This window comes from Streptomyces sp. SGAir0957, from assembly GCF_043523415.1.
On the sequence record NZ_CP027293.1, the window covers coordinates 5,198,972 to 5,220,809 of the forward strand.

The following is a 21,838-nucleotide window of genomic DNA, read 5'->3' on the forward strand; positions in this document are numbered from 1 at the left end:
TGCGTCGTGGCCGTTCGCGCAGTTCCCCGCGCCCCTGGCGGGGCACACGTACGAAGTCCGTGTCCCCCACGCCCTCAACGAGGAGGGTGCACATGTCCGTGGAGCACCAGAAGAACAGCCCGCTCGCGCCCGGCACGACCCGCACCGACGTCCCCGCCCGCCTCGACCGCCTGCCCTGGTCCCGCTGGCACTGGACGATCGTCATCGGCCTCGGCACCGTCTGGATCCTGGACGGCCTCGAAGTCACCGTCGTCGGCAACATCGCGGGCCGGCTCTCCGAGTCCGGCAGCGGTCTGCCCATCTCGTCCGCGCAGGTCACCGGCGTCGCCGCCGCCTTGTACGTGGCGGGCGCCTGCACCGGCGCCCTCTTCTTCGGCTGGCTCACCGACCGCTTCGGCCGCAAAAAGCTCTTCCTCCTCACCCTCGCGGTCTACCTCGCGGCGACGGCCCTCACCGCCATCTCCTTCTCCACCTGGTGGTTCTTCCTCTTCCGGTTCTTCACGGGCTTCGGTATCGGCGGCGAGTACGCGGCCATCAACTCCGCCATCGACGAGCTGATCCCCTCCCGTTTCCGGGGCCGCGTCGACCTGATCATCAACGGCAGCTTCTGGCTCGGCGCGATCGGCGGCTCGCTCCTGTCGATCGTCGCGCTCGACACGGACCTGTTCCCCGCGAACGTCGGCTGGCGCCTCACCTTCGGCCTCGGCGTCGTCCTCGGCCTGGTCATCCTCCTCGTACGGCGCAACGTCCCCGAGTCCCCCCGCTGGCTGTTCATCCACGGCAGGGGAGAGGAGGCCGAATCACTCGTCTCCGACGTCGAGGGGAAGGTGCGGGAACAGCACGGCGGGGACGCGCTCCCGCCGCCCGAGGGCGAGATCACCATCCGCCAGCGCAAGAGCATCGGCTTCGGCGAGATCGCCCGTACCGTCTTCACCAAGTACCCGCGCCGCGCCACGCTCGGCCTCGCCCTCTTCATCGGACAGGCGTTCCTCTACAACGCGGTGACCTTCGGCTTCGGCGCCATCCTCACCACGTTCTTCGACGTGCCGACCGGCTCGACCGGCTACTACTTCGCCGTCATCGCCGCCGGCAACTTCATGGGCCCGCTGCTCCTCGGCAAGCTCTTCGACACGGTCGGCCGCCGCATCATGATCTCGTCGACGTATCTGTTGTCAGGGGTGCTGCTGTTCGGCACGGCCTGGCTGTTCGACCGTGGCTCGCTCACCGCGACGACGCTGACCGCCTGCTGGTGCGTGGTCCTCTTCTTCGCCTCCGCGGGCGCCTCCAGCGCCTATCTGACGGTCTCGGAGATCTTCCCCATGGAGACCCGGGCCATGGCCATCGCCTTCTTCTACGCCATCGGCACCGCGGCCGGCGGCATCAGCGGCCCGCTGATCTTCGCCGACCTCACCGAGAGCGGGAAGGTCGGCGACACCGTCCTCGCCTTCCAGATCGGCGCGGCGCTCATGTGCCTGGCGGGCCTGGTGGCCGTCGCCTTCGCCGTGCGGGCGGAGAACCGCTCCCTGGAGGACGTGGCGCGCCCCCTGTCGGCGGTGTGAGGTGAGGTGGGGTCCGGGGCGCCGGTTCGGGCCCGGTACGGAGACGACCAGCGCGAGCGGCGCGGCCACCGCGCACAGCGCCCCCGCCCCCACCCACATCAGGTCGTACGAGCCGAAGGCGTCCCGTACGGCGCCGCCCCCGTACGCCACCGACCCCGCGCCCACCTGGTGCGCGGCGCTGACCCACCCGAAGACGACGGGCGCGCCGCCCCCGTAGTGCGCGCGGCACAGCGCGATGGTCGGCGGCACGGTCGCGACATCGAGCAGCCCGAAGACGACGGTGAACGCGACGAGCGGCGCGTCCACGCGCGCGGTCAGCAGCAACGGCAGCGCGAGCAGGCTCGCCCCGCGCACCGCGTAGTACGCGGCGAGCAGCCGCCGCGGATCGAGCCGGTCGGTCGCCCAGCCGGACCCGACGGTCCCGGCGACGTTGAAGATCCCGACGAGTGAGAGCAGCGAGGCGGCGACGGTCGTCGGCATCCCGTGATCGTGCGCGGCGGGCGCGAAGTGGGTCCACATCACCCCGTTGGTGGAGGCCCCGCAGACGGCGAAGGTGCAGGCCAGAAGCCAGAAGGGGCCGGAGCGGAGGAAGCGGCCGGGGGCGTGGCGCACGGGCGTGTGGGCGGGCGGCGGTATCTGCGGGTCGGGGTCGTGTACGGGCGTGTGGGCGGGCGGCGGTATCTGCGGGTCGGGGTCGTGTACGGGCGTGTGGGCGGACGGCGGCATCTGCGGGTCGAGGTCGCGTACGGGCGTGTGGGCGGACGGCGGTACCTGCGGGTCGGGGTCGCGCTCGGCCGCGTGGGCAGGCGGATGTACTCGCGGACCCGGGTCCCGTACAGCCGCGTACACGAGCGGCAGCGCCATCGCCGCCGCGCCCGCCAGGCCGTACGCGGCGGCCCGCCACCCCCACCCGTCGATCACCCATGACAGCAGCGGCAGGAACACGAACTGCCCCACCACGCCGGCCGCCGTCAGCAGCCCGGCGACGAGCCCGCGCCGCGCCACGAACCACCGCTCCGTCACGGTCGCCGCGAACGTCGTCGCCGTCGCCCCCGTGCCGAGCCCGACCAGCACTCCCCAGTACAGGACGAACTGCCAGGGCGCGGTCATGGTCGTCGCGAGCAGCGCCCCGCCGCCGACCAGCCCCAGCGCACCGGCGGCGACCTTCCGCATCCCGACCCGGTCCATGAGCGCCGCAGCGAACGGTGCCGTCACCCCGTACACCACCATGTTCACCAGGGACCCGGCCCCGACGGCCGCCCGCGACCAGCCCAGTTCGTCGTGAAGAGGGCCGACGAGGAGCCCCGCGAGAGTGCTGAACGCACCGGCTACGACGATGGCGAGGGCGGCGCCCGCGGCGACGATCCATTTCCGCTGACGGCCGTTCATGACGCTGGTGTCCGTGGCGTTGCTGTTTGCGGCGTTGCGGTCCGTGGCGTTGCCGTTCATGGCGTTGCTGTTCATGGATATGACGATCCGTGCGCGGGGACGCCGGGACGACTGGCCAGATGGCCAGGCTGTGAAAGAATCTGGCCATGAGAAGTGCCGCCCGTAAAGGAACGAAATCGGTGGCGGTCCTGGTCAGGGACGGCGTCCTGCCCATGGAGCTGGGCCTCGTCCACCAGCTCTTCGGCACGGCCCGCGCCCCCGCGACCGGCGCCCCCCTCTACGAGGTCCGCACCTGCGCCCCGCGCCCCGGCCGCATCCGCACGGACGCCGACTTCCCGATCTACGCCGAGCACGGCCTGGACGCGGTGGAACGGGCGGACACGGTCCTGATCCCGGCCTCGCACGAGACGGACGAGAGCCTTGAACCGGGCGCCCTCGACGCCGAGTTGGCGGAAGTCCTGAGGGCGGTACGGGGCCGCGTCGCCTCCATCTGCACGGGTGCGTTCGTGCTCGCGGCGGCGGGCCTGCTCGACGGGCGCAGGGCGACGACGCACTGGCTGTCGTCGGACCGGTTCGCCCGTACGTTCCCCAAGGTGACGGTCGACGCGGACGTCCTCTACGTCGACGAGGGCACCGTGCTGACCTCCGCGGGCGAGGCCGCCGGAATCGACCTGTGCCTGCACATGATCCGCTCGGACCACGGCGCGGGGGTCGCCGCGGAGGTGGCGCGCTGCACGGTGGTCCCGCCGCACCGGGAGGGCGGCCAGGCCCAGTACATCCGCCGCCCGGTGGAGGAGCCGGGCCTCTCCTCGACGTCGGGTTCGCGCGCCTGGGCCCTGGAGCGGCTGGGCGAACCGCTGACCCTCGCGGAGCTGGCGGCGCGGGACGCGATGTCGGTCCGTACGTACAACCGGCGCTTCCGCGAGGAGACCGGCCTGACCCCGATGACATGGCTGGCGCGCCAACGCGTCGACCGCGCCCGCGAATTGCTGGAGCGCACCGATCACACGGTGGACCGCGTGGCCGCCGAGACCGGCTTCGGCACGGGTACGTCGCTGCGCCAGCATTTCCAGACGGTGCTGGGTGTGTCGCCGGGGGCGTACCGGGCGACGTTCCGGGGACGATGAACCGCATGACTGACATGAACGAGACGCCGACGGACCCGACGCAGCCGGTGACCCCGACGGATCCGACGCAACCGGTGACCCCGACGGACCCGACGCAACCGGTGGGTGAGGCGCCCATGAACGAAGCGCGCAGGGCCGTTCCGAACGTGGCCGTGGACGGCGAGGAGTCCCTCGCGGCGAACCGCGCCTTCTACGGCGCGCTCGGCTTCGAGGAGGTCATGGACCTCGGCTGGGTCATGACGATGGCGTCCCCCGCCCAGCCGACGGCCCAGATCAACTTCGTCGAACAGGGCGGCCCGGCGCTCGTCGTCCCCGACATGAGCGTGGAGGTCAGCGACGTCGACGCGGCGTACGCGGCCATGGTCGCGGCGGGCGCGGACATCGTCCGCGAGCTGCAGAACGAGCGGTGGGGCGTCCGCCGCTTCTTCGTGCGCGACCCGCAGGGCAAGGTGGTGAACGTGGTCGCGCACGCGCCGGTGGGCGGCTGACGGCGCGCCGACCGGCGGCAAGGGGGACGCGGACAGGCTCCGGGCGGCCCGGCGGGAGCGCCGGGTGCCGCGGCTCAGGCGGCCCGGCGGTCCACGAGCACGTACGACGCGGCGGCGACGACCCCGGCCACCCCGAAGACGGCCGGCCAGGCGCCGACCTTCTTCGCCAGCGGGTGCGACCCGGCGAACGCGGCGACGTACGCCCCGGTCAGCGCCCCCGCGACCGGCCCGCCCGCGGTCCGCTTCCACTGCGTGGCGGCGGCTGCCCCGGCGGCCGCGAGCACGACGCCGCCCAGCGGCCGCTTCTTGGTGAACCGGGCGGTGGCGTACCCGCCGACGAGCCCGGCGGCGGCGATGGGGGCGGTGGGGAGGGTGCGGGCCATGAGGTTCTCCTGCGCTCTGCGCTCTGCGCTGTGTGGGGCCGGGCGGGGCGGGACCGAGCCGGGCGGCGGGCGTTCTCGTTCGTGAGGCTACGCCGCTGCTGTAGGAGATCTGTCGGCACCCGGAACCGAACTGTCGCCGATATGTCGGTGACGTGAGCGAGGGTGACGGCATCACCACGCCCCGGTCGGCCGACCGCGCGCCCCGCACCCAAGGAGCCCCGATGCCACGACGCCCTTCCACCCCCGCGACCGCACCCCATACCCATGACAGGGGCTGGGACGTCGACGACCTGCCCCCTACGCGGCCGGACCACTCCATCCTCGTCACGGGCGGCAACGCGGGCATCGGCTACTTCGTCGCGGAGCAACTGGCGGCGACGGGCGCGCTCGTCATCCTGGGCAGCCGGACCGCGAGCAAGGCAGAGACGGCGATGACCGCGATACGGGCCCGCGTACCGGAGGCGAGGCTGCGCCACGTCCCCCTGGACCTCGCCGACCTCTCCTCCCTCGCATCGGCACCGCAGCACCTGGCCGACCTCGGCCTCGACCATCTCGACGCGCTGATCGCGAACGCGGGCGTGGCCCTGGACGACCCGCCCCGCCGCGAGACGAACGACGGCTACGAGTTGATGCTGGCCACCAACCACCTGGGCCACTTCGCCCTCACCCACTGGCTGGCCCCGCTCCTGACGGCGGCCCCGGCCGCGCGCGTCGTGACGGTAGGAAGCTTCGCCGCCCGCTCGGAACGGCTCGACCTGACCGACCTCCAGTCGACGCGCGACTACCGGCCGAAGCGCACGTACGGCCGTTCCAAACTGGCCCAGATGCTGTTCGCCTTCGAGCTGGACCGCCGCCTGCGCGCGGCGTCCAGCACCGTAAGCAGCCTGGTCGCGCACCCGGGCGGCGCGCTGGACGCGCTGACCCCGCCCCGCCCGCCGCTCCACATCACGTCACCGGCCGCCCGCCTACGAGCGCTCCCCGCGGCGGCGATGGTCCAGGGCAAGGACCACGGCGCGTGGCCGATCGTCCGCGCGACCCTGGACCCGGCGGCGGAGGGCGGCCAGATGTGGGGCCCGCGCACGTTCGGATTGCGCGGGGCACCGGCCCTGGAGCAGCCGAAACCCCACATGACGGACCCGGAGACAGCGGCCGGCCTCTGGGACGCGAGCCTCACCCTGACCTCGGCCTACTTGATCGGGGCTCAGCCGAACATGCCCGGCTGGTAGTCACCGGCGGGCTGCTGAACGATGACGTTGAGCCGGTTGTAGGCGTTGATGACGGCGATCAGCCCGACGAGGGCGACGAGCTGGTCCTCGTCGTAGTACTTGGCGGCGTTCGCCCACACCTCGTCACTGACCCCACCGGCCGCGTCGGCCAGCCGCGTCCCCTCCTCGGCCAGCTCGAGCGCCGCCCGCTCGGCGTCGGTGAACACGGTGGCCTCGCGCCAGGCGGCGACGAGGTGCAGGCGCTGCGCGGTCTCCCCGGCGTGGGCGGCGTCCTTGGTGTGCATGTCGGTGCAGAACCCGCACCCGTTGATCTGGCTGGCCCGGATCTTCACGAGCTCCTGCGTCGCATGCGCCACCCCGGCATCGGCAACGACCTTCCCGGCGCTGTTGATGTGCCGCATGAACTTCCCGGCGAGCGCGTTCCCGAAGAGGTTGAGACGAGCTTCCATGGTGATCTCTCCCTGAGCTGTTCCGTCGTGCGTTCCGTTGGTTACACCCCTCTGACGGAGCGGCTCGGAGATGTGTGACGAGGTTCTGAATGTGATGTGGATCACGTCGCGCGTCGAGGGTGGGGTGTACGGCGACGACAGGCGAGCGTGACGGTGACGTGGACGGCGTTGCTGTGCGCGGAGTGGCGCAGGGCCAGGTGGACCGGCTGGGGGAGGGCGCGCGCGGCGTGCCAGTGGCCGGGCGTGGAGAAGGTGTCCGAGGCCCAGGACCAGCCTTCCGCGGTCAGCGGGCCGCGTACCCGCGCCACGAGCTGATCGGCCTCCGCCGTGCCGACCGGTGCGAGGGCCCAGCGGTGTTCGGGCTCACACGGCTCCGGACGGCCGGCGGCCCGGCAGGCCGGGCAGACGCCCATGCGCATGTGATCGAGGTCCGGACTCATCCCGATCCCCGACTCCTGGGCGCTGATGAGGTCCCACAGGCGCGAGGAGGCGGCCGCCAGGGTGCGGCGCGTCTCGTCGTCCAACTCCATCTCGGTCGCGCTCTGTTCGCGCGCGGCGCGCAGCTCGTCGTCGGTCGCCCACTCGACCGTGTCGAGAATCTGAGCGAACATCTGCGCGTACGCGTCCCAGTCCTCGACGCTGAGGGTGCTGAGCTCGAGCATCTGAACGCTCAGGTTGTCGGGGAGCGGAATGTGCGCCTGGGCGAACCGGCGAGGCACGGTATGCACCACGGAGTCCGGTGACACCTCGGGCGGCACCATCAAGGGGGCCACTCCGCTGCGCAGGACGACCGGCCCGCAGGCCGGCTCGGCGACCTCCACGTCGTCCTCCGGCGCATGACGCGCCAGCCTGCCCGCGAGGGCCTCGGCGACCCCGCGCACGTCACCCGGCTCGCGCTCCACGCGCTGGGCGGTGAGCGTCGCCATCGACGTCCGGCCGTCGAAGTCGACGAAACACATACCGGCGTACTGCGCACCGGCGTCGATCAGCTCCACGGTCTGCGCGAGGAACACCAGGGCGATGTCGAACTGCTCTTCCCGGCTGCGACCCGGGAAAAGCTCACTAACCAAGTCGGCGATCTCATCGGCGAGTTCATCGTGATCCGCAGCCCGTACGGGAAGGTGGTGGAAGAAGTCCGGCACCTGCCAGCCCACATACAACGAACTGTCGACGACCCGCCCCTCACCCTCACCGCCCTCGTCGACGCCCCTGCCGGCATCGGCCTCGGCATCCACGCCGATGTCCTCGATCACGATGGGGCTCCTTGCGATCCTGGTGGTCCTGCGAAGACATCGGGAAGCTCCGCGGTGTGCGGCAGGGTGTCCGGGAAGACTTCCAGGAACTCCGGAGACCGGTGATCGGTCCGGTCCACCTTCGCGATATGCCAGGAGCCGTCGCTGAAGCCGAACTGGATCCTGTCTTTCTGGTGATGCGGACGACGTGTCCATGCGACATCGGCCAGGGAAGTGTGGAAGGTGACGTGCGCGTGCTTTCGGTTGTCGGAGACGGCGACCACCAGCAACTCCTGGTCCGTGACAACGACGCGTGTTTCGAACAGGCACCGCGCGCGTGCCTGAAGCCCGGTCAGCATGCGTCCGGCCAGACTGTTCCAGTCCCCGAAGTGCCTGCGCTCCTCTTTTGGCTGGGCGAGGTAGCGGGCGCGCTGCTCCGCGCGGTGCGGCAGTTCGGCGCTCGTCTTCCAGCGGGGCGTACCCGAAGTCACCCAATCGAACACGACGAAGTTGCGCCAGATGTAGTAGAGGGGATTCACTCGGTCGTAGAAAACCCAGGGGCGTTCGTTGAACGCCAGCCCCAGCTCCTTGGGGAATGCTGCGGCCCCGCTTTCCGTGACGTAGTAGCCGCGCACGTCCTGCCCCGGGCACGCCGTTTGCAAGGTAGTGAGAAGGGTGTTGGGTTCATTTCTCATCGAACGCACCTAGTTGCCTGATTGACTTGCGATACGGTCCGGGCCGGGTGGGATCATTCTCCGCCTGCCAGTTTATGAACGAACGAGTTGGCCCTGAGCAAGGTCTGCGATCCGACCTGGAAAGAGTGCAGTTTCTTGCCGGTGAGTTCGACACCGAATCGCTTGGCGAGCGGAACAGCCGCCTTGTCGATCCCCTGCTGCGCAAGACCCGCGCGCAGCTTGGTGCCGGCTGCTACGGCCCCCTCTTTCAGGAAGCCCTTGGCTCCCCTCGCGACTTCGGCACCGTCAGCGAACCGTCCCACCGCGGCCAGCCTTCCACCGACCACTACGGCCTTACCGGCCTGCGCCCCGCCCTTCACGAGCCCCCAGCCCGGCACCACCCCCAACGCATCCCCCGCCAGATCCAGCCACCCCGACCCGTTCCCGCGCCGCATCCCCACCACGTGCCCGACCAACGCCCCGGCCGAGCAGAGAACCGCGCCCGTGCCAAGCACCGCACCGGCCGCCTGGCCGACCACGGGAATCGCCTGGACGGCCACCGCGGCGAGCGCGAGACCGCTGGAGATCGTGGACAACGTGTCCGCGTGCTCCACAAGCCAGTCGGTGAAGTCGTGCAGCGCACCTTTGAGGCCATCGGTGACGCGCTCCCACAGACCGATGGACTCGGGCGCGAGATCCGTGGCCTCACGGATGGCGTGCTCGGCGCGGGCGGCCGCCTCCCGCCACTTCTTGTGCAGCTCCTCGCCCTGCCGGACCAGGCCGTCAAGCTTCTCCTTCGCCGCGTGCGCCTCCTGCGATGCCGTCTTGGCCCGCTCGGAGTGCTGCTTGTCGGTCTGCGGGTCACCTGACGGAGTCGTGGCGTGCGCCATGGCCGTGTCCGCCGCACCCGCGAGGCGCTCCCAGTCGCGGCGGGCCGTCACCGCGTCCGACTCCAGCGGGTCGGCCTGACGCTGCAGGGAGTCCAGCGTGTCGTGCCAGTGCAGCAGCGCACGGCCCGCCGCGCTCATCGAGTCGTTGCCCTGTTGCAGATAGTGGGGCAGCTTCCCGAGCTTCTTGCGGAAGGCGTCGGCACCCTCGCCCCGCCAGAACCCGTGGTCCTTGCCGACGCCCGTGACGAGCCCGTGCAGTTCGTCAAGGCCCCGCCCCACGGCCTTCAGGTCAGTGGCGAGATGGTCGATGGCGGCGACCTCGCCACGCGCCGGATTGAAGCCCAGACCGGGCCAGGAGGAATCATCCGCGATGAAGATGCCGCGCCAGGACACAGCCGTACTCCCGTGATCTCTTCGTCTGCCTGTTGTTCCGACTACGCCCGCCGCGCCGGCTATGCCAGCTTGTCGGTCTTCACGCTGTTCACGTGGTGGCGTACGTCGACGTCCGTACTGACGTACTCGCTCATCGCCTTGTCGAAGTTCCCGCTGATGGCGCTCGCGGCCTTCTTCAACCGCTTGAGCCCGTCGTCCCACCGATCCTGGAAATCGTCACAGGCGTCGTCCAGCCCCTCGGTGCCCAGCGTGTTGCGGCCGTACTTCTCCAGACGCGAGCGCAAAGATCCGATGCGGTGCTCGAATTCGGCGAGGCTGCGCGCGATGCGCTGCGCGTCGTGCGGATCGATGTGCAGGCCGTCCCCGCTCGTCGACATGGCGCCTGTCTCCCTGCACTCACACTCACCTGGCCACTGACGGACGGACCAAGGCTAGGGCCCGAGGCGAAGGCCGCTCCGGGGGGCTGGACAATCCACCTCCCGCGCACACCCCGCCTCCACGAATCGCTCACAACCGCAAATTCTCCGCTGCGCCAGGGGGCAGGGGCGGCGACGCATTAAGGGGCAGGGGTGGCGACGCGGAACCGCACGCGAACCTCATCCAAGCCCGCAAGACCCGCACCGACACGCGCTCCCGCAGCCCCGTTGTACGTACGGTCCTAGCGATCGGAGTCGAGTTGGCGAACCTCGCACGACCCGCACTCGCCCACCACGGAAAGCGGCGCTGCGGCCCGAAGGGGCTTGACCACAATCACTGACTCGCGCCCCTCCCACCCACCTTCCCCAGCCCCTACCGGCGACTGCTGGAAACTGAAACGGCAGCAGGACACAGCACCCCCTACCGGCCCCAGCCACGTAATCCAAGAGAAAAGAAACCCACCGGTCCGCACCCGACTTGAACTCCTGCAACCGCCCCACCGGCGCAGGCGCCGGAGCCGAAGCCCCACCGACCCCGCGACCGGCATCGAGCCCGCACGGGGGCACCCGCGTAGCTGCACTACTTCCGATGGGAGCGGCGCACTTTGGAGGGTTCGTCGAGCCACAGGTGATCGCCGTGGTCATCGAAGGTCAGGCCGAACCGCGTGTAGTGTGGCTGCCCGGAGTGACGCCAGGAGCCGTACACGCCGACCAGTTCGGCTCACAGGTCCCTGGCGCCGTTGAGCGTCACCGCGCCAGGGCGCCACCACTGGCTGTAGTTGACAATGGCGACCGACGTCCCGGCCTCGTCCCTGAGCTGTACTTGCCGCTCCTCGTCACGCCCCCGGTGGGAGAACGCGACGTCGGGCAGGTGAAGCCCGAGGACGAACCGCTGGTCCCACCCGTCCGCGAAGACCTCGTACGGGGCGATGACCGAGGCGACCTTACGACCGTCGTCCGGCGGACTGAGCTGGTTGTGCGGCCGATGGCTACGCACCCACATGTAACAGGCACCACCGACGAACCGTCCCGTTACTGCACCCCCTCGCACGGTGAGCTGCAAGAGACCACCGGTGCGGAAAAGCGTGTTGTGCGGGGCCAGGATGATCGCCCGCTCGGCGGCTTGGTCCCGCCACGCCTCGGGGATCCCTCGCACAGCCGCCGTCGCGATGATCCGGTCGTACGGCGCGTTGTGCACCCAACCTCCCAGACCGTCTCCCCGGCTGGCGGTGGGCGTGTAACCGGCCGCCTCCGGATTGGCGGCACCGCGTGCCGCCATGGCGCGGTCGTACTCGATGGTCGTGACGTTGTTACTGCCGACGGCCTCGCACAGCAGAGCCGAGTCATACCCCGATGCGGTGCCGATGTGGGGCATGCGCTGTCCGGATTCGACGTCGAGCCGGTTCAGCTTCTCGAAGACGATGTCGAGGGCCGAGATGGAGGACGTGAAGACCCCCTTCGCGGGCCCGTGCTCCGGCAGCACGGAGTCATCGATCTGCATGATGAGCGACCGATGAGTACCCCAGACAGCACGCCGCCAGCCTTCCTCGTCGGCGTCCCGGTCGATGACGAGGTGCAGCCCCTCGGCATCGGTGTCGTACCCCCAGAACCGAGGGAGCGAACGCTTCTCTGTCGACGGCATCGAAGGCCGGCCGAAGCCAGGGGGCCCGAAAGGCCCCCCATGACTTCAAGCTCCTTGCGACTGATGTCCTGGTAGTCGTCGTTCATGTCCCCGCTACTTCGGTCGGCTTCCGTCGGGACTGGGCGGCTGCGGCGGCGGAGTCCAGGGTTTGTCGTCGGGCGCTCCGCCATGCTTGCCGGACATGCTGACGATGACGTTCACGGGCTTCACTCATCGCTCCTTGTCGTTCCGCGGGGGAAGCGGGCTGCCGGGACGGTCGGGGCCTGGGGTGGGGGGCTCACGGCGTCTCCTTCCGGGAGAGTTCGGGCGCCGTGCCAGGAGGGGTTCGAGCCGGTCCGTTAGCGCCGTCTCGTAGAGCTTCGGCCCAGCGCACTGAGGCCCTCAACGAACTTCTACGCACTTGCACGCCTTCACCCGAGGGCGTCGATCGCGGCAGTGACCAACTTGCGGGCCGCATCCCGTGCACGGCCAACTTCGACAGCTCGACGAAGGCACGTTCGTACTCGGTGATCTCGCGTGGCTGCGTCACCGTCAGATTCGCCGAGACCAACTCGACCGACACCTGAATGTCGTCATACATCGAGAACGATTCCGTGGGCCATGCGACCCCACGGGCAGAACCCATCGGGATCACTCCGAGGCTGACCGACGGCAGGGCCGCGACCACGAGCAGGTGGCCGAGTTGGCCGGCCATGACGTGCGCATCACCGATGACGCTGCGCAGCACCCATTCCTCGATCAGCACGGCGAACCGCCGCTGCCCGTGCGTAGCACGTGTTGCCGTGCCACCCTCGAAGCGACAGCATCCTCGACGTCGTCCGGGGCGCCTCGCAGCGCCACCACGGTCCTCAACATCTCCCGCGTGTAGTCCGGGGTTTGCGGCAACCCGGGGACCACCCACGACTGATAGATGCGGAAACGACGGGTGCGTTCGAACAGCGGTCGCACCGGTTCCCGTACGCGGCCGAGTCCCGCGTGCTCGATCCGCCGCCACTCGACATACATGCCGTCTATTCCACGGGCGGTGGCGATCAGATCCCGCGTCTGGCCCTCCGCTCGGCAGAGGCGCGTGTACGTCCGAATGTCCTCGTCGGACGGCGGCGTCCTGCCGTTCTCGATCCGCGACGCCTTCGATTCGTGCCAACCGGCCGCCGCCGCCAGCGCACACGCAGTGATCCCGTGATCCTTACGGATCTCCCGCAGGCGGAGGCCAAGGGCCACCTTCGCCTGCTGCACACTGGACACGGGCGATGACGGCGGCACCGATGACTCCACCCGTTCCTGTCAGGACAGCTCGTAGTCGCCGTGCGGGACCGCGCGCTGCCAGACTGCCTTGAACGCGGAGGAGCACATGCCGACCAGAGCCGGATCGGTCGTACGCTCCTCGTCCCCCTGCGGAGACAGCTCGCTGTCGCCGCTGAAGTGCAGGAACACGACGAGCCGGTCGTCGAAGCCCCAGAAGTCGTTCCCGGGCAGCACGAGGTCGGACGCCCGCCGCCGTGGTAGCCACCGCACTTCCTCGCCGGCCAATCTCGTGTGCGGATCGATGATGCCCGGCGTTTCGCAGCACTACATCAGCGGCCGATGACAGCGCCTTCCTGCGCAGGCTGGTAAGGGAACCGTGGCTCCCACGCTTGTAGGAGGGTCTAAGAAGCACGGGGGCGCCGATCTTGGCCCTACGCGCGCGAAGGACGCTTGGGAGAGGCTCGGTGTGAACGCCATGGGGGTCGCCAACGACCCCGATAAGATGGTCGACGCTAAGCGGGACTTGGGGGACCCGAAGGGGTCTGGAAGGGCAAAGTGGCCGATGCTGACCGTGGAGCAGGCTGCGCTCATCCAGGGCTTCCCGGGTAAGGACAGCTGGGAGTTCACCGGCGGAAAAACTGCTAGATACCGGCAAGTCGGTAACGCTTTCCCGCCGCGCGTCGCCGAAGCGGTCGGCCGTAGTATCCGCGTGGCGCTTGAACGTACGGGGCCACTGCTTAAGGATCCAAGTCCGGACTTCGAGTCGGAGGACGACCCGTCAGCAGTTGCCCCGCAGCTTCTTTTCGGCGAGGATGCGCCGCTGTGTGGCGACGGCATCTGACACCGATCTCGCGCACTCCTCAGCCGGCTCGTGTTCCCAATACCGGAGCACGAGCCAGCCGGCGTCGCGCAGGCGCTGATCCGTATCGCGGTCTCGCGTTACGTTCCCCGTCACCTTGTCTGACCAGTATCCAGAATTCTTACGTGGCGCCTGGTAATGCTCCGGACAACCATGCCAGTAACACCCATCGATGAAGACTGCGACCTTTATCGGACGGAACACCAGGTCTGCGGTGCGACGCATATCGGGGAGCGGTCGGGCAGCTACCCTGTATCGGAGCCCCATGGCATGAAGAAGCCGTCGGACCTTGAGCTCTGGCTTCGTGTCCCGGCTTCGGATCGCCTGCATGTTCCTGCGACGGGCAGCGGAAGAGGCCCACGAGCCTTCCGGGGGCTCCCAGTTGTGATCCGGTGAAGGGCTCATGGTCTGTCTCCGCTGAGTGGCGCATTCTCGTTCTGGCCGTGGTGTCCACGGTCGCGACCCTGGCATGGGGGAGGATTTGACGCGGTAGCGCAGAATCCTCCTGGTTCTGTCGGGTATGGCTAAATGTCCCGTTACCCTCAGCAGGTCGCGTCAGCTTCCGATGCTTTCGAAGGACACAGTGACCTTGCATTGCAACGCCGTCGCGATCCTCACGAGGAGCGGCAGCGTCGGGGTATCTCGGCCGCTCTCGATGCGCGAGATGGCAGCCTGGCCCGTGCCAATCAACTCAGCTAGCTGAGCCTGGGACAGACCTCGCTCGCGGCGCCAAGTGCGGACAAGAGTGGCGGTGTTCGTCACTGCGTGCCGTCTTCGTCGTAGCGTGGCAAACCTGCGGTGTCGATCTTCCAGTCCTGCACCGTGATCGTCTCGCCGAACGTGTAGTGCTGCTGGTTGTCGTAGGCAGGGGTGCCAGTGCGCGTGGTGGGAGCCCAATAATGGACGGCCGTGCCGTCGCGGGGGTCCACGATCAGGTAGTGGGGGATACCCATCGCGGGGTAGTCACGGAGCTTGCCCTCGTAGTCGTTCGCCGGGTTGGAGCGCGAGACGATCTCGATAATCAGGCTGCAGTCCTGCGGGGGCATGGCGTCGGAGGCGGTCGGCTCGAAGTCAGCGTCGACCACGGCCAGGTCGGGTACTCGCAGCACGCCCAGCCCCGGATCCTCCAGGTCGGTTTCGACGTAGAGGGCGAGACCGGGGTCGAGCTGGGGCTCAAGCTGGGTGCGCAGGCGGTGCGCCACACGCTGATGACGTGCCTTCGGGCTCATCATCATCAGAATTTGGCCCTGGCTGATCTCGGGCCAGCGCACCGCCTCCGACTCGCTGCCAAAACCCTCGCGGAAGGTGTCGCGGAACTCGCGAAGGTGGCGGTAGATCGTCTCCTCGCTCATACAGTCACCGTACATGAGGAAATCCTCATGAGGCCGGAGTCAGGCCTCGCGGCCGTGGCACTGCTCGTACGCGGTGCCGCTGCCGCACCAACACCCCGCCCCCGCCCGAGGCGGCCAAGCCGCCGCCCGACCCCGCGCCGCCAGCGTCGTAGCGTACTGCGGGAGCAGCGACGCCTCGCTCGGTGATGACGCCTCCGACGCCGCGAAGGCCTCGTAGGACGGGACCGTGCCCGTGACGATGCCCAAGTTTCCCGTGCCGGAGGCCGACAGCTCGCGCAGCGACGCCTCTATTGAGGACAAGTGGGCCTCGTAGGAAGGGTATTCGGAGGACAAGGTCGGGTACGCCGACAGGAGTTCCGCGTATTCGTCCGACGGCCAGTGCAGGACCGCCACCGGGAACGGGCGGGACAGGGCCTCCCGGTACGAGCCGAGTTCGGCGTGGAGGCGGTCGATCTCGGCGCGGAGTTCGGCCGGGTTGTTGGAGCCCAGGGCCCAGAGGCGCTTCGGGTCGTGCAGCTCGTCCAGGGAGACGGACGTGCGGTTGACGCGGTCGGCGAGGGCGTCCCACGCGTCGTGGTCGGCACCGAGGAGGCGGCGGACGCGGTGGCGGCCGAGGACGAGGGGGTGCTTGGCGTAGGCGAGGTCGGCGGAGCCGGCCGCGTCGCGCTCCGAGGCAGGGACGAGGAGTTCCAGGGCCTCCGTGAACGTCTCGTGCGCCGGTTCCAGCTCGTCGTGCGCTTCGAGGGACTCGGCGATGATCACCCAGGGCGCCGGGTCGCGCGGGGCCGTCGCGCGCAGACCCGCGATGATCGCCTGGGCCTCGGCCTCGTGACCGTACTCCCAGAGGTTCGCGGCCTTGAGGGCGCGGATCAGGGCCGGGTCGTGCACGTCCTTCGCGGCCAGCAGGGCGTCGTAGTGGGCCGTGGCGCGCTCGCGGGCGTCGGCCAGTTCGTAGTGGGCGGCTGCCTGGAGGAGCAGCGCTTCCGCGTCCTCGGGGTACATGGCCGCCGTGCGTTCCAGGCGCTCGGCTTCCGCTACGTGGTCGGCGTTCTCGTTCTCGGCGGGCGTGGCAGGCGTGTCGGGGCGCATGAATGACACCGTACTGCCGGATGGCTCGCGTGGGACCGCCCCCATCAGGGGACGTCGGCCTCGGAGTGAGTCTCGGCGCCGGCCGTTCTCCTGTCATGGGCCTGGTCACTTTCGGCTCCGCGACCTATCTTGCGCGCGTGCTACACAAACGGCCCCATGTCGTGGCGCACGGGGTGCCCGCGCGCCCCTCACCCCTGCGTCGCGCCCTCTGGACCGGCGCCGAGGCCGCCGTCACCCTCGGTGTCGTGCTGCTCCTGCTCGTCGTGCATCAGCTGTGGTGGACCAATCGGCAGGCGCGGGCGGGGGCCCAGCGGACGGTTCACGCGCTGGAGAGGGAGTGGGAGCGGGAGTGGGAGAAGGGGGGCGGCGGGGCGAGCGGCCTTCCCGGGCCCGGTTCCGGTTCCGGTTCCGGGGTCGGGGCCGGGTCCGATGGTGAGGCGTCCGGCGCTGACGGGGGCCCGGCCGTCGACGGCGACGACGCGTACGGGCATCCGTCCGGGTCGTCCTCGCGCGGCTCCGGGAACACCGACCCGCACGGTCCCACCTCGGCCCGCCCGGACCGCGCCTACGCCGTCCTCGCCGTTCCGCGCCTCGGCCTCCGCGTCCCCGTCGCCGAGGGGATCAGCAAGGCCAACGTCCTCAACCACGGCTACGTAGGGCACTATCCCGGCACCGCCCAGCCGGGCCGCGCCGGGAACTTCGCCGTGGCGGGGCATCGCAACACGCACGGGGAGCCGTTCCGGTACGTCAACCGGCTGCGGCGCGGTGACGCCCTCACCGTGCGGACGCGCGAGGCCACGTACACGTACGTCGTCGACAAGACCCTCGCCCGGACGTCGGCGGCGGACGGCGGCGTCATCAACCCCGTGCCGCGCAGTCGCGTCGTGCCGTCCGCCGGGTACGACGAGCCCGGGTACTACATCACCCTCACCACCTGCACCCCCGAGTTCACCTCCAGGTACCGGCTCGTGGTGTGGGGGAAGCTCAGCCGCGTGACGCCCCGATAGGCCCGGGGCCCCGATAGGCTCGTCGTCCGTGATCAAGCGACCGCCCCCAGCCGCCCGACGGCTGCATCTTCTCTGGCTCCTCGTGCCCTTCGTCCTCTATATCGGCGCGCTGCCGTTCGTGAACCGGGTCGAACCCGTGCTGCTCGGGTTGCCGTTCCTCTTCGTGTGGCTGCTGGCCGCGACGCTGCTCACACCCGTCGCCGTATGGCTGACCTGGCGCGGAGATCACAGCAGAGATCACAGCAGAAATCACAACAGAGATCACAGCGGAGATCACGAGGGGGGACGGGGCCATGAGTGACGCGGCAGTGGCCAGCAGTCTCTTCGGCGCCTTCATGGTCGTGACGCTCGCTCTCGGGCTGCTCGCCGTCCGCGGAAAGGGGCGAGGCGGGGGCGGGCTCGCCGAGTGGTCGGTGGGCGGGCGGTCGCTCGGGGCGGTGTTCATCTGGGTGCTGATGGCGGGGGAGGGGTACACCAGCTTCAGTTATCTGGGCGCGGCCGGGTGGGGATACAACTTCGGCGCCCCGGTCCTCTACGTCGTCGCGTATATGTCGTGCGGTTACGCGGTCGGCTACGTGGTCGGGCCGATGCTCTGGGCGTACGCGCGGCGGCACGGGCTGGTCAGCATCACGGACATGGTGGCGCACCGGTTCGGGCGGCCGTGGCTGGGGGCGGGGGTCGCGGTGCTTGTGACCGTGTTCCTGCTGCCGTACATCCAGTTGCAGATCACGGGGATGGGCGTCGTCGTCTCGACGATCTCCTACGGGGCCATCAGCCTGAACTGGGCGTACTTCATCGGCTTCGCCGTCACCACCGTCTTCGTCGTGGTGAGCGGGTTGCGCGGCAGTGCGTGGGTGTCGGTCCTGAAGGACGCGCTCGTCATCGTCACGCTCGCGTTTCTCGCGATCTACGTGCCGTTGCACTACTTCGACGGCTACGGGGACTTCCTCGGGCGGCTCGTCGACGAGAAGAGCGCGTGGCTGACGCTGCCGGGCAGTGGCGGGAGCCCGTACGGGGGAGGGTGGTTCGCTACGACCACCTTCCTGAACGCCCTCACCGTCGTCATCTTCCCGACCACCGTCGCCGGGTATCTGGGCGCGCGGAGCGCGGACGCGCTGCGGCGCAACGCGATGTGGCTGCCCGCCTACAACGTCCTCCTGTTCGTACCGATGCTGCTCGGCATGGCCGCGCTGTTCGTCGTGCCGGGGCTGACCGGGGCCGAGTCGAACCTGGCGCTGCTGAAGCTCGTCGTCGACTCGTTGCCGGCGTGGGCGGTGGGGATCATCGGGGTCGCGGCCGCGCTGTCGTCGATCGTTCCCATGGCTGTCTTCATGCTGGTCATCGGCACCATGTGGGGGAGCAGTGTCTTCTCGCTCGTGCCGCGGTGGCGGGGATCATCGCAGGCGCAGAAGACGTGGTCGCAGGTGGTCGTCGTGGTCGCGGGCGGTGTCGCGCTCGTGCTCACCTACGCGGCGCCGAACACGCTCGTACGGCTCTCCCTCATCTCCTACGAGGGAATGGCGCAGCTGGTGCCGATGCTGCTCGTGGGGCTGTTGTGGCGGCGGTTGAGCCTAGTGGGCGCGCTCAGCGGGCTCGCGGTGGGGGTCGGCATCGTCTGCGGGCTCGTGTTCAGCGAGCACGATCCGGTGTTCGGGGTGAACGCCGGGATCGTCGCGCTCGCCGCCAACCTCGCCGTCACGCTCGTGGTCACGTACGTGTGTCCTGCGGACCGGGACGGGCGGGCGGACGAGGACGTGCTGGCGCGGGACCCCATCAGCGACGAGTGGGGTCACCGGGACGAGCGGGGTCACCGGGACGAGCGGGGTCACCGGGACGAGCGGGGCGCCGTTCCCGCAGAGTGAGCAGCAGGCCGGCCGCCGCGAGGGCCAGCACCGCCGAGACCGTCAGCGCCGTGTTCATGCCCTGGTCCAGGGCGTGGCGTGTGGTGCCCGCCGACGTGGACACCGCGATCATCAGGGCCACGCCGGCGGCGGAGCCGATGTAGCGGGCCGTGTTGTTCGCGCCCGCGCCCATCGCCGCCCGGCCGGCCGGGACCGACTCGACGGAGAGGAGGGGCAGCGCGGCGTTGAGGAGCCCGCTGCCGACGCCGGAGACGACGAGGCCGGGGAGCAGCCGCGTCCAGTGGCCCGAGCCGGCCGCGCCGAGCATCGTGGCGGCGGCGAGCGCGTGCAGGACGAAGCCGACGGCGAGTTGGTGGCGCGGGGAGACGCGTCCGGCCAGGCGGCGGGCATGGAGGGCGACCAGGAACGACAGGCCGGACCAGACCACGAACAGGCCCGCCGTACCCATCGGGGTCACGCCCATCGTGTGCTGGACGAGCGTGGGCACGTAGCTGAAGAGCGCGATGACCGACAGGCCGGTGAAGAACGCGCCCGTCGTCGACGCCAGGAACAGGGGGCGGCGCAGCAGCGACAGGTCGATCATCGGGGTCCTGCCGCGGCGCTCGACGGCCACGAAGACGGCGAGGAGCGCGACGGCGGCCAGGAGCAGAACGCCGACGGGGGCACGCAGCCAGCCGTCCCGGCCCAGGGTCAGCGCGGCAAGGAGGGCGACGAGCGCGAGCCCGAGGGCGAGAGCGCCGGGCAGGTCGGGGCGTCCGCCGCGCGGGGAACGGGACTCGGTCAGCGCCTTCGGGGCGAGGGCCGCCACGACCAGGGCGGCCGCGCCGAGGACCGCGTAGGCCCAGCGCCAGTCGGCGAACCCGGCGACACCGCCCGCGACGACCGGGCCGAGCGCGATGCCGCCACTGACGAACGCGCCCCATACCCCGGTCGCCCGGACGCGGCCCGCCGGGGTGGGGAACGCGTGGACCAGCAGGCCGAGGCTCGCCGCCAGGATGGCGGCCGACGAGGCGCCCTGGGCGACCCGCGCCAGCGTGAACAGCAGCGTGTTCGGCGCGAGGGCGGCCAGGACCGTGGTGAGGCCGAGGGCGAAGGTGCCGAGGAGGAAGGCGCGGCGGCGCCCGTAGTCGTCCGCGAGGCTGCCCGCGACCAGGAGGAGGGCGGCGAGGCCGAGCGGGGTGCCGTTGAGCAGCCAGGCCTGGGCGGAGAGGGACGTGTGCAGGGACGTGGCCGTGTCGCCGAGCGTGACCATCGGGGCGGTGTACGTCATGAGGGCGACGGTGGTCGCGGCGCTCGTGACGGCGAGGGTGGCGGCCGGGAGAGCCTGCGGCGGAAGCGTCGCTGGGCTCTGCGTCAGAACGGGCTGTGGTGGCGGCTGCGACATGAGGGGCCCCGGTTCCGTCGTCCCGACTCGATGGCAGTCGGTTCAGTGAATGAACTTGCGTATACCGGGAACGTAGCACAGTAGGTTCGGTCACTGAACCCATAGGTCGGAACGTGGTTACAGTGGGGCCATGGCTCTCGGCAAGGACTACGCGACCCAGGAGTGCGCCATCGCCCGCGCGCTGGAGATCGTCGGGGAGCGCTGGACGCTGCTCGTCGTGCGCGACGCCCTCTACGGCGTGCGGCGCTACAACGACTTCCTCGTCCACCTCGGCATCCCGCGCGCCGTCCTCGCCTCCCGGCTCCAGGCACTCACCGCCGCCGGAGTCCTCGACAAGCGGCGCTACCAGGACGCCCCGCCGCGCGACGAGTACGTCGTCACCGAGCGCGGGCGCGAACTGTGGCCGGTGCTGCGCTCCCTCGGCGCCTGGGGTCGGGGCATTCCGGGGGCGGCGCCGCTGCGGGAGTTCCGGCACGCAACCTGCGGGACCCCGCTCGGCGTCGTAGGGGAGTGTGCGGCCTGCGGGGGCGCCGTGCCCCTGGAGGAGGTCGAGATGCTGCCCGGCGCGGGGCTCGACCCGGACCCCGCCGATCCGGTCAGCCGGGCGCTGCTCGCACCCCGGCGCCTGCTCCAGCCGGTCGTGACCGAGACTGTCTGACCCGCCTGCCCCGCCTGCCCACCCTGTATAACTGGCAGGACACGTCAGGAGAGGAGGAGAGCGCCAGATGAACCGGACCAGCACCCGGATTAGCACCCGGATCAGCACCCGGACCAGCACCCGGGCCCGCAATAGCACCGGCACCCGGACCAGCACCCCGACCCGTGCCTGGACCACTGCCGTGCGGCCCGCCCTGCTCCTGCTCTTCCTCCTCGTCCAGACCCTCGTGCAGGCCGTCCTCGTCGACACCGGCACCCTCGCCGGGGCCGTCGCGCTCGCCGCGACCGCCGCCGCGGGCTCCGCGCTCGCCGCGTGCGCCCTGCTCGCCGCCCGCAGCGCGCCGGTCGTCCCGCCGCACCGGGTCCGTACGGCGATGCGCGACCGTGCGCACCGCACGGCCTTCCTGCCACAACGCGACCCCGACGCCTCGGGTCGCACCAGGCCCCGGGCACCGGGCCGTCTCGCCCTGACGGCCTGCTGACCCCCGCGCCCCGCCCTCTCCCTCGCTTACTTC

22 protein-coding genes and 3 pseudogenes are annotated in these 21,838 nt (G+C 70.3%); 10 read left to right on the forward strand and 15 right to left on the reverse strand.

Going from position 1 to position 21,838, the window contains the following annotated elements; translation table 11 throughout:
- Nucleotides 1-92: 92 nt before the first annotated feature.
- The gene (locus C1N81_RS28265; RefSeq protein WP_394433700.1) at nt 93-1,559 is read left to right on the forward strand and encodes an MFS transporter; all 1,467 of its coding nucleotides are present in this window, start codon (nt 93-95) and stop codon (nt 1,557-1,559) included.
- A 42-nt stretch (nt 1,560-1,601) separates the two neighbouring features.
- Here the strand turns inward: C1N81_RS28265 and C1N81_RS28270 are convergent.
- A pseudogene (locus C1N81_RS28270) lies at nt 1,602-2,948 on the reverse strand (MFS transporter); the annotation flags it as partial.
- 146 nt (nt 2,949-3,094) lie between these two features.
- Between C1N81_RS28270 and C1N81_RS28275 the strand changes: the two are divergent.
- The gene (locus C1N81_RS28275) at nt 3,095-4,075 is read left to right on the forward strand and encodes a GlxA family transcriptional regulator (RefSeq protein WP_394433701.1); all 981 of its coding nucleotides are present in this window, start codon (nt 3,095-3,097) and stop codon (nt 4,073-4,075) included.
- A gap of 116 nt (nt 4,076-4,191) precedes the next feature.
- A complete protein-coding gene (locus tag C1N81_RS28280) occupies nt 4,192-4,563 on the forward strand; it encodes a VOC family protein (protein WP_394438292.1) in 372 nt (123 codons plus the stop codon).
- A 74-nt stretch (nt 4,564-4,637) separates the two neighbouring features.
- Here C1N81_RS28280 and C1N81_RS28285 read toward each other — a convergent pair whose 3' ends face one another.
- Nucleotides 4,638-4,946: a hypothetical protein gene (locus C1N81_RS28285; protein WP_394433703.1), complete on the reverse strand. Its 309-nt coding sequence runs from the start codon at nt 4,944-4,946 to the stop codon at nt 4,638-4,640.
- Between the two features lie 221 nt (nt 4,947-5,167).
- Here C1N81_RS28285 and C1N81_RS28290 point away from each other — a divergent pair, with 221 nt between their 5' ends.
- Nucleotides 5,168-6,172 carry an SDR family NAD(P)-dependent oxidoreductase gene (locus C1N81_RS28290; RefSeq protein ID WP_394433704.1) on the forward strand — a complete coding sequence of 335 codons (1,005 nt, stop codon included), beginning with the start codon at nt 5,168-5,170 and terminating at the stop codon, nt 6,170-6,172.
- Here the strand turns inward: C1N81_RS28290 and C1N81_RS28295 are convergent.
- The 8 genes and pseudogenes from C1N81_RS28295 to C1N81_RS28330 all read right to left on the reverse strand — a co-directional run bounded on the left by C1N81_RS28295 (nt 6,148) and on the right by C1N81_RS28330 (nt 13,398).
- Complete coding sequence (locus tag C1N81_RS28295; RefSeq protein WP_394433705.1) at nt 6,148-6,621, reverse strand: carboxymuconolactone decarboxylase family protein; 474 nt, start codon at nt 6,619-6,621, stop codon at nt 6,148-6,150. The genes C1N81_RS28290 and C1N81_RS28295 overlap by 25 nt on opposite strands.
- Before the next feature lie 101 nt (nt 6,622-6,722).
- Nucleotides 6,723-7,874 carry a hypothetical protein gene (locus C1N81_RS28300; protein WP_394433707.1) on the reverse strand — a complete coding sequence of 384 codons (1,152 nt, stop codon included), beginning with the start codon at nt 7,872-7,874 and terminating at the stop codon, nt 6,723-6,725.
- The gene (locus C1N81_RS28305; protein WP_394433709.1) at nt 7,871-8,548 is read right to left on the reverse strand and encodes a hypothetical protein; all 678 of its coding nucleotides are present in this window, start codon (nt 8,546-8,548) and stop codon (nt 7,871-7,873) included. The genes C1N81_RS28300 and C1N81_RS28305 overlap by 4 nt, the downstream gene beginning before the upstream one ends.
- A gap of 53 nt (nt 8,549-8,601) precedes the next feature.
- Nucleotides 8,602-9,810, reverse strand: coding sequence for a putative T7SS-secreted protein (locus C1N81_RS28310; RefSeq protein ID WP_394433711.1), 1,209 nt, complete (start codon nt 9,808-9,810; stop codon nt 8,602-8,604).
- A gap of 59 nt (nt 9,811-9,869) precedes the next feature.
- Complete coding sequence (locus C1N81_RS28315; RefSeq protein ID WP_394433713.1) at nt 9,870-10,187, reverse strand: hypothetical protein; 318 nt, start codon at nt 10,185-10,187, stop codon at nt 9,870-9,872.
- 760 nt (nt 10,188-10,947) lie between these two features.
- The gene (locus C1N81_RS28320; RefSeq protein WP_394433715.1) at nt 10,948-11,868 is read right to left on the reverse strand and encodes a protein-L-isoaspartate O-methyltransferase family protein; all 921 of its coding nucleotides are present in this window, start codon (nt 11,866-11,868) and stop codon (nt 10,948-10,950) included.
- A gap of 277 nt (nt 11,869-12,145) precedes the next feature.
- Nucleotides 12,146-13,143 (reverse strand): annotated as a pseudogene (locus tag C1N81_RS28325) (helix-turn-helix domain-containing protein).
- A gap of 9 nt (nt 13,144-13,152) precedes the next feature.
- Entirely contained in the window at nt 13,153-13,398 is a 246-nt protein-coding gene (locus tag C1N81_RS28330) for a DUF6879 family protein (RefSeq protein ID WP_394433717.1), read from the reverse strand.
- A gap of 85 nt (nt 13,399-13,483) precedes the next feature.
- Between C1N81_RS28330 and C1N81_RS28335 the strand changes: the two are divergent.
- Nucleotides 13,484-13,954: pseudogene (locus tag C1N81_RS28335) on the forward strand (DNA cytosine methyltransferase); the annotation flags it as partial.
- Here C1N81_RS28335 and C1N81_RS28340 read toward each other — a convergent pair.
- The 4 genes from C1N81_RS28340 to C1N81_RS28355 form a co-directional block, all read right to left on the reverse strand.
- Nucleotides 13,892-14,377, reverse strand: a complete 486-nt coding sequence (locus tag C1N81_RS28340; RefSeq protein ID WP_394433719.1) for a very short patch repair endonuclease — start codon at nt 14,375-14,377, stop codon at nt 13,892-13,894. The pseudogene C1N81_RS28335 and the gene C1N81_RS28340 overlap by 63 nt on opposite strands.
- A 150-nt stretch (nt 14,378-14,527) precedes the next feature.
- The gene (locus C1N81_RS28345) at nt 14,528-14,734 is read right to left on the reverse strand and encodes a helix-turn-helix domain-containing protein (protein ID WP_394433721.1); all 207 of its coding nucleotides are present in this window, start codon (nt 14,732-14,734) and stop codon (nt 14,528-14,530) included.
- The gene (locus C1N81_RS28350; protein WP_394433723.1) at nt 14,731-15,324 is read right to left on the reverse strand and encodes a Uma2 family endonuclease; all 594 of its coding nucleotides are present in this window, start codon (nt 15,322-15,324) and stop codon (nt 14,731-14,733) included. Before C1N81_RS28350 ends, C1N81_RS28345 begins: the two co-directional genes overlap by 4 nt.
- A 39-nt stretch (nt 15,325-15,363) precedes the next feature.
- Complete coding sequence (locus C1N81_RS28355; protein ID WP_394433725.1) at nt 15,364-16,413, reverse strand: SEC-C domain-containing protein; 1,050 nt, start codon at nt 16,411-16,413, stop codon at nt 15,364-15,366.
- A gap of 95 nt (nt 16,414-16,508) precedes the next feature.
- On the opposite strand from C1N81_RS28355, the gene C1N81_RS28360 reads away from it, so the two are divergent.
- The 3 genes from C1N81_RS28360 to C1N81_RS28370 are packed head-to-tail and all read left to right on the forward strand — an operon-like array spanning nt 16,509 to nt 19,282.
- Nucleotides 16,509-17,420 carry a class E sortase gene (locus tag C1N81_RS28360; protein WP_394433727.1) on the forward strand — a complete coding sequence of 304 codons (912 nt, stop codon included), beginning with the start codon at nt 16,509-16,511 and terminating at the stop codon, nt 17,418-17,420.
- A gap of 31 nt (nt 17,421-17,451) precedes the next feature.
- A complete protein-coding gene (locus C1N81_RS28365) occupies nt 17,452-17,721 on the forward strand; it encodes a DUF3311 domain-containing protein (protein WP_394438294.1) in 270 nt (89 codons plus the stop codon).
- Nucleotides 17,714-19,282, forward strand: a complete 1,569-nt coding sequence (locus tag C1N81_RS28370) for a sodium:solute symporter family protein (RefSeq protein WP_394433729.1) — start codon at nt 17,714-17,716, stop codon at nt 19,280-19,282. Before C1N81_RS28365 ends, C1N81_RS28370 begins: the two co-directional genes overlap by 8 nt.
- On the opposite strand, the gene C1N81_RS28375 is transcribed toward C1N81_RS28370, so the two are convergent.
- Nucleotides 19,194-20,666, reverse strand: coding sequence for an MFS transporter (locus C1N81_RS28375; protein WP_394433731.1), 1,473 nt, complete (start codon nt 20,664-20,666; stop codon nt 19,194-19,196). The genes C1N81_RS28370 and C1N81_RS28375 overlap by 89 nt on opposite strands.
- A 130-nt stretch (nt 20,667-20,796) precedes the next feature.
- On the opposite strand from C1N81_RS28375, the gene C1N81_RS28380 reads away from it, so the two are divergent.
- Together C1N81_RS28380 and C1N81_RS28385 are read left to right on the forward strand one after the other, a co-directional pair.
- Nucleotides 20,797-21,324 carry a winged helix-turn-helix transcriptional regulator gene (locus C1N81_RS28380; RefSeq protein WP_394433733.1) on the forward strand — a complete coding sequence of 176 codons (528 nt, stop codon included), beginning with the start codon at nt 20,797-20,799 and terminating at the stop codon, nt 21,322-21,324.
- A 67-nt stretch (nt 21,325-21,391) separates the two neighbouring features.
- Nucleotides 21,392-21,805 carry a DUF6412 domain-containing protein gene (locus C1N81_RS28385; protein ID WP_394433735.1) on the forward strand — a complete coding sequence of 138 codons (414 nt, stop codon included), beginning with the start codon at nt 21,392-21,394 and terminating at the stop codon, nt 21,803-21,805.
- Nucleotides 21,806-21,838: the final 33 nt, after the last annotated feature.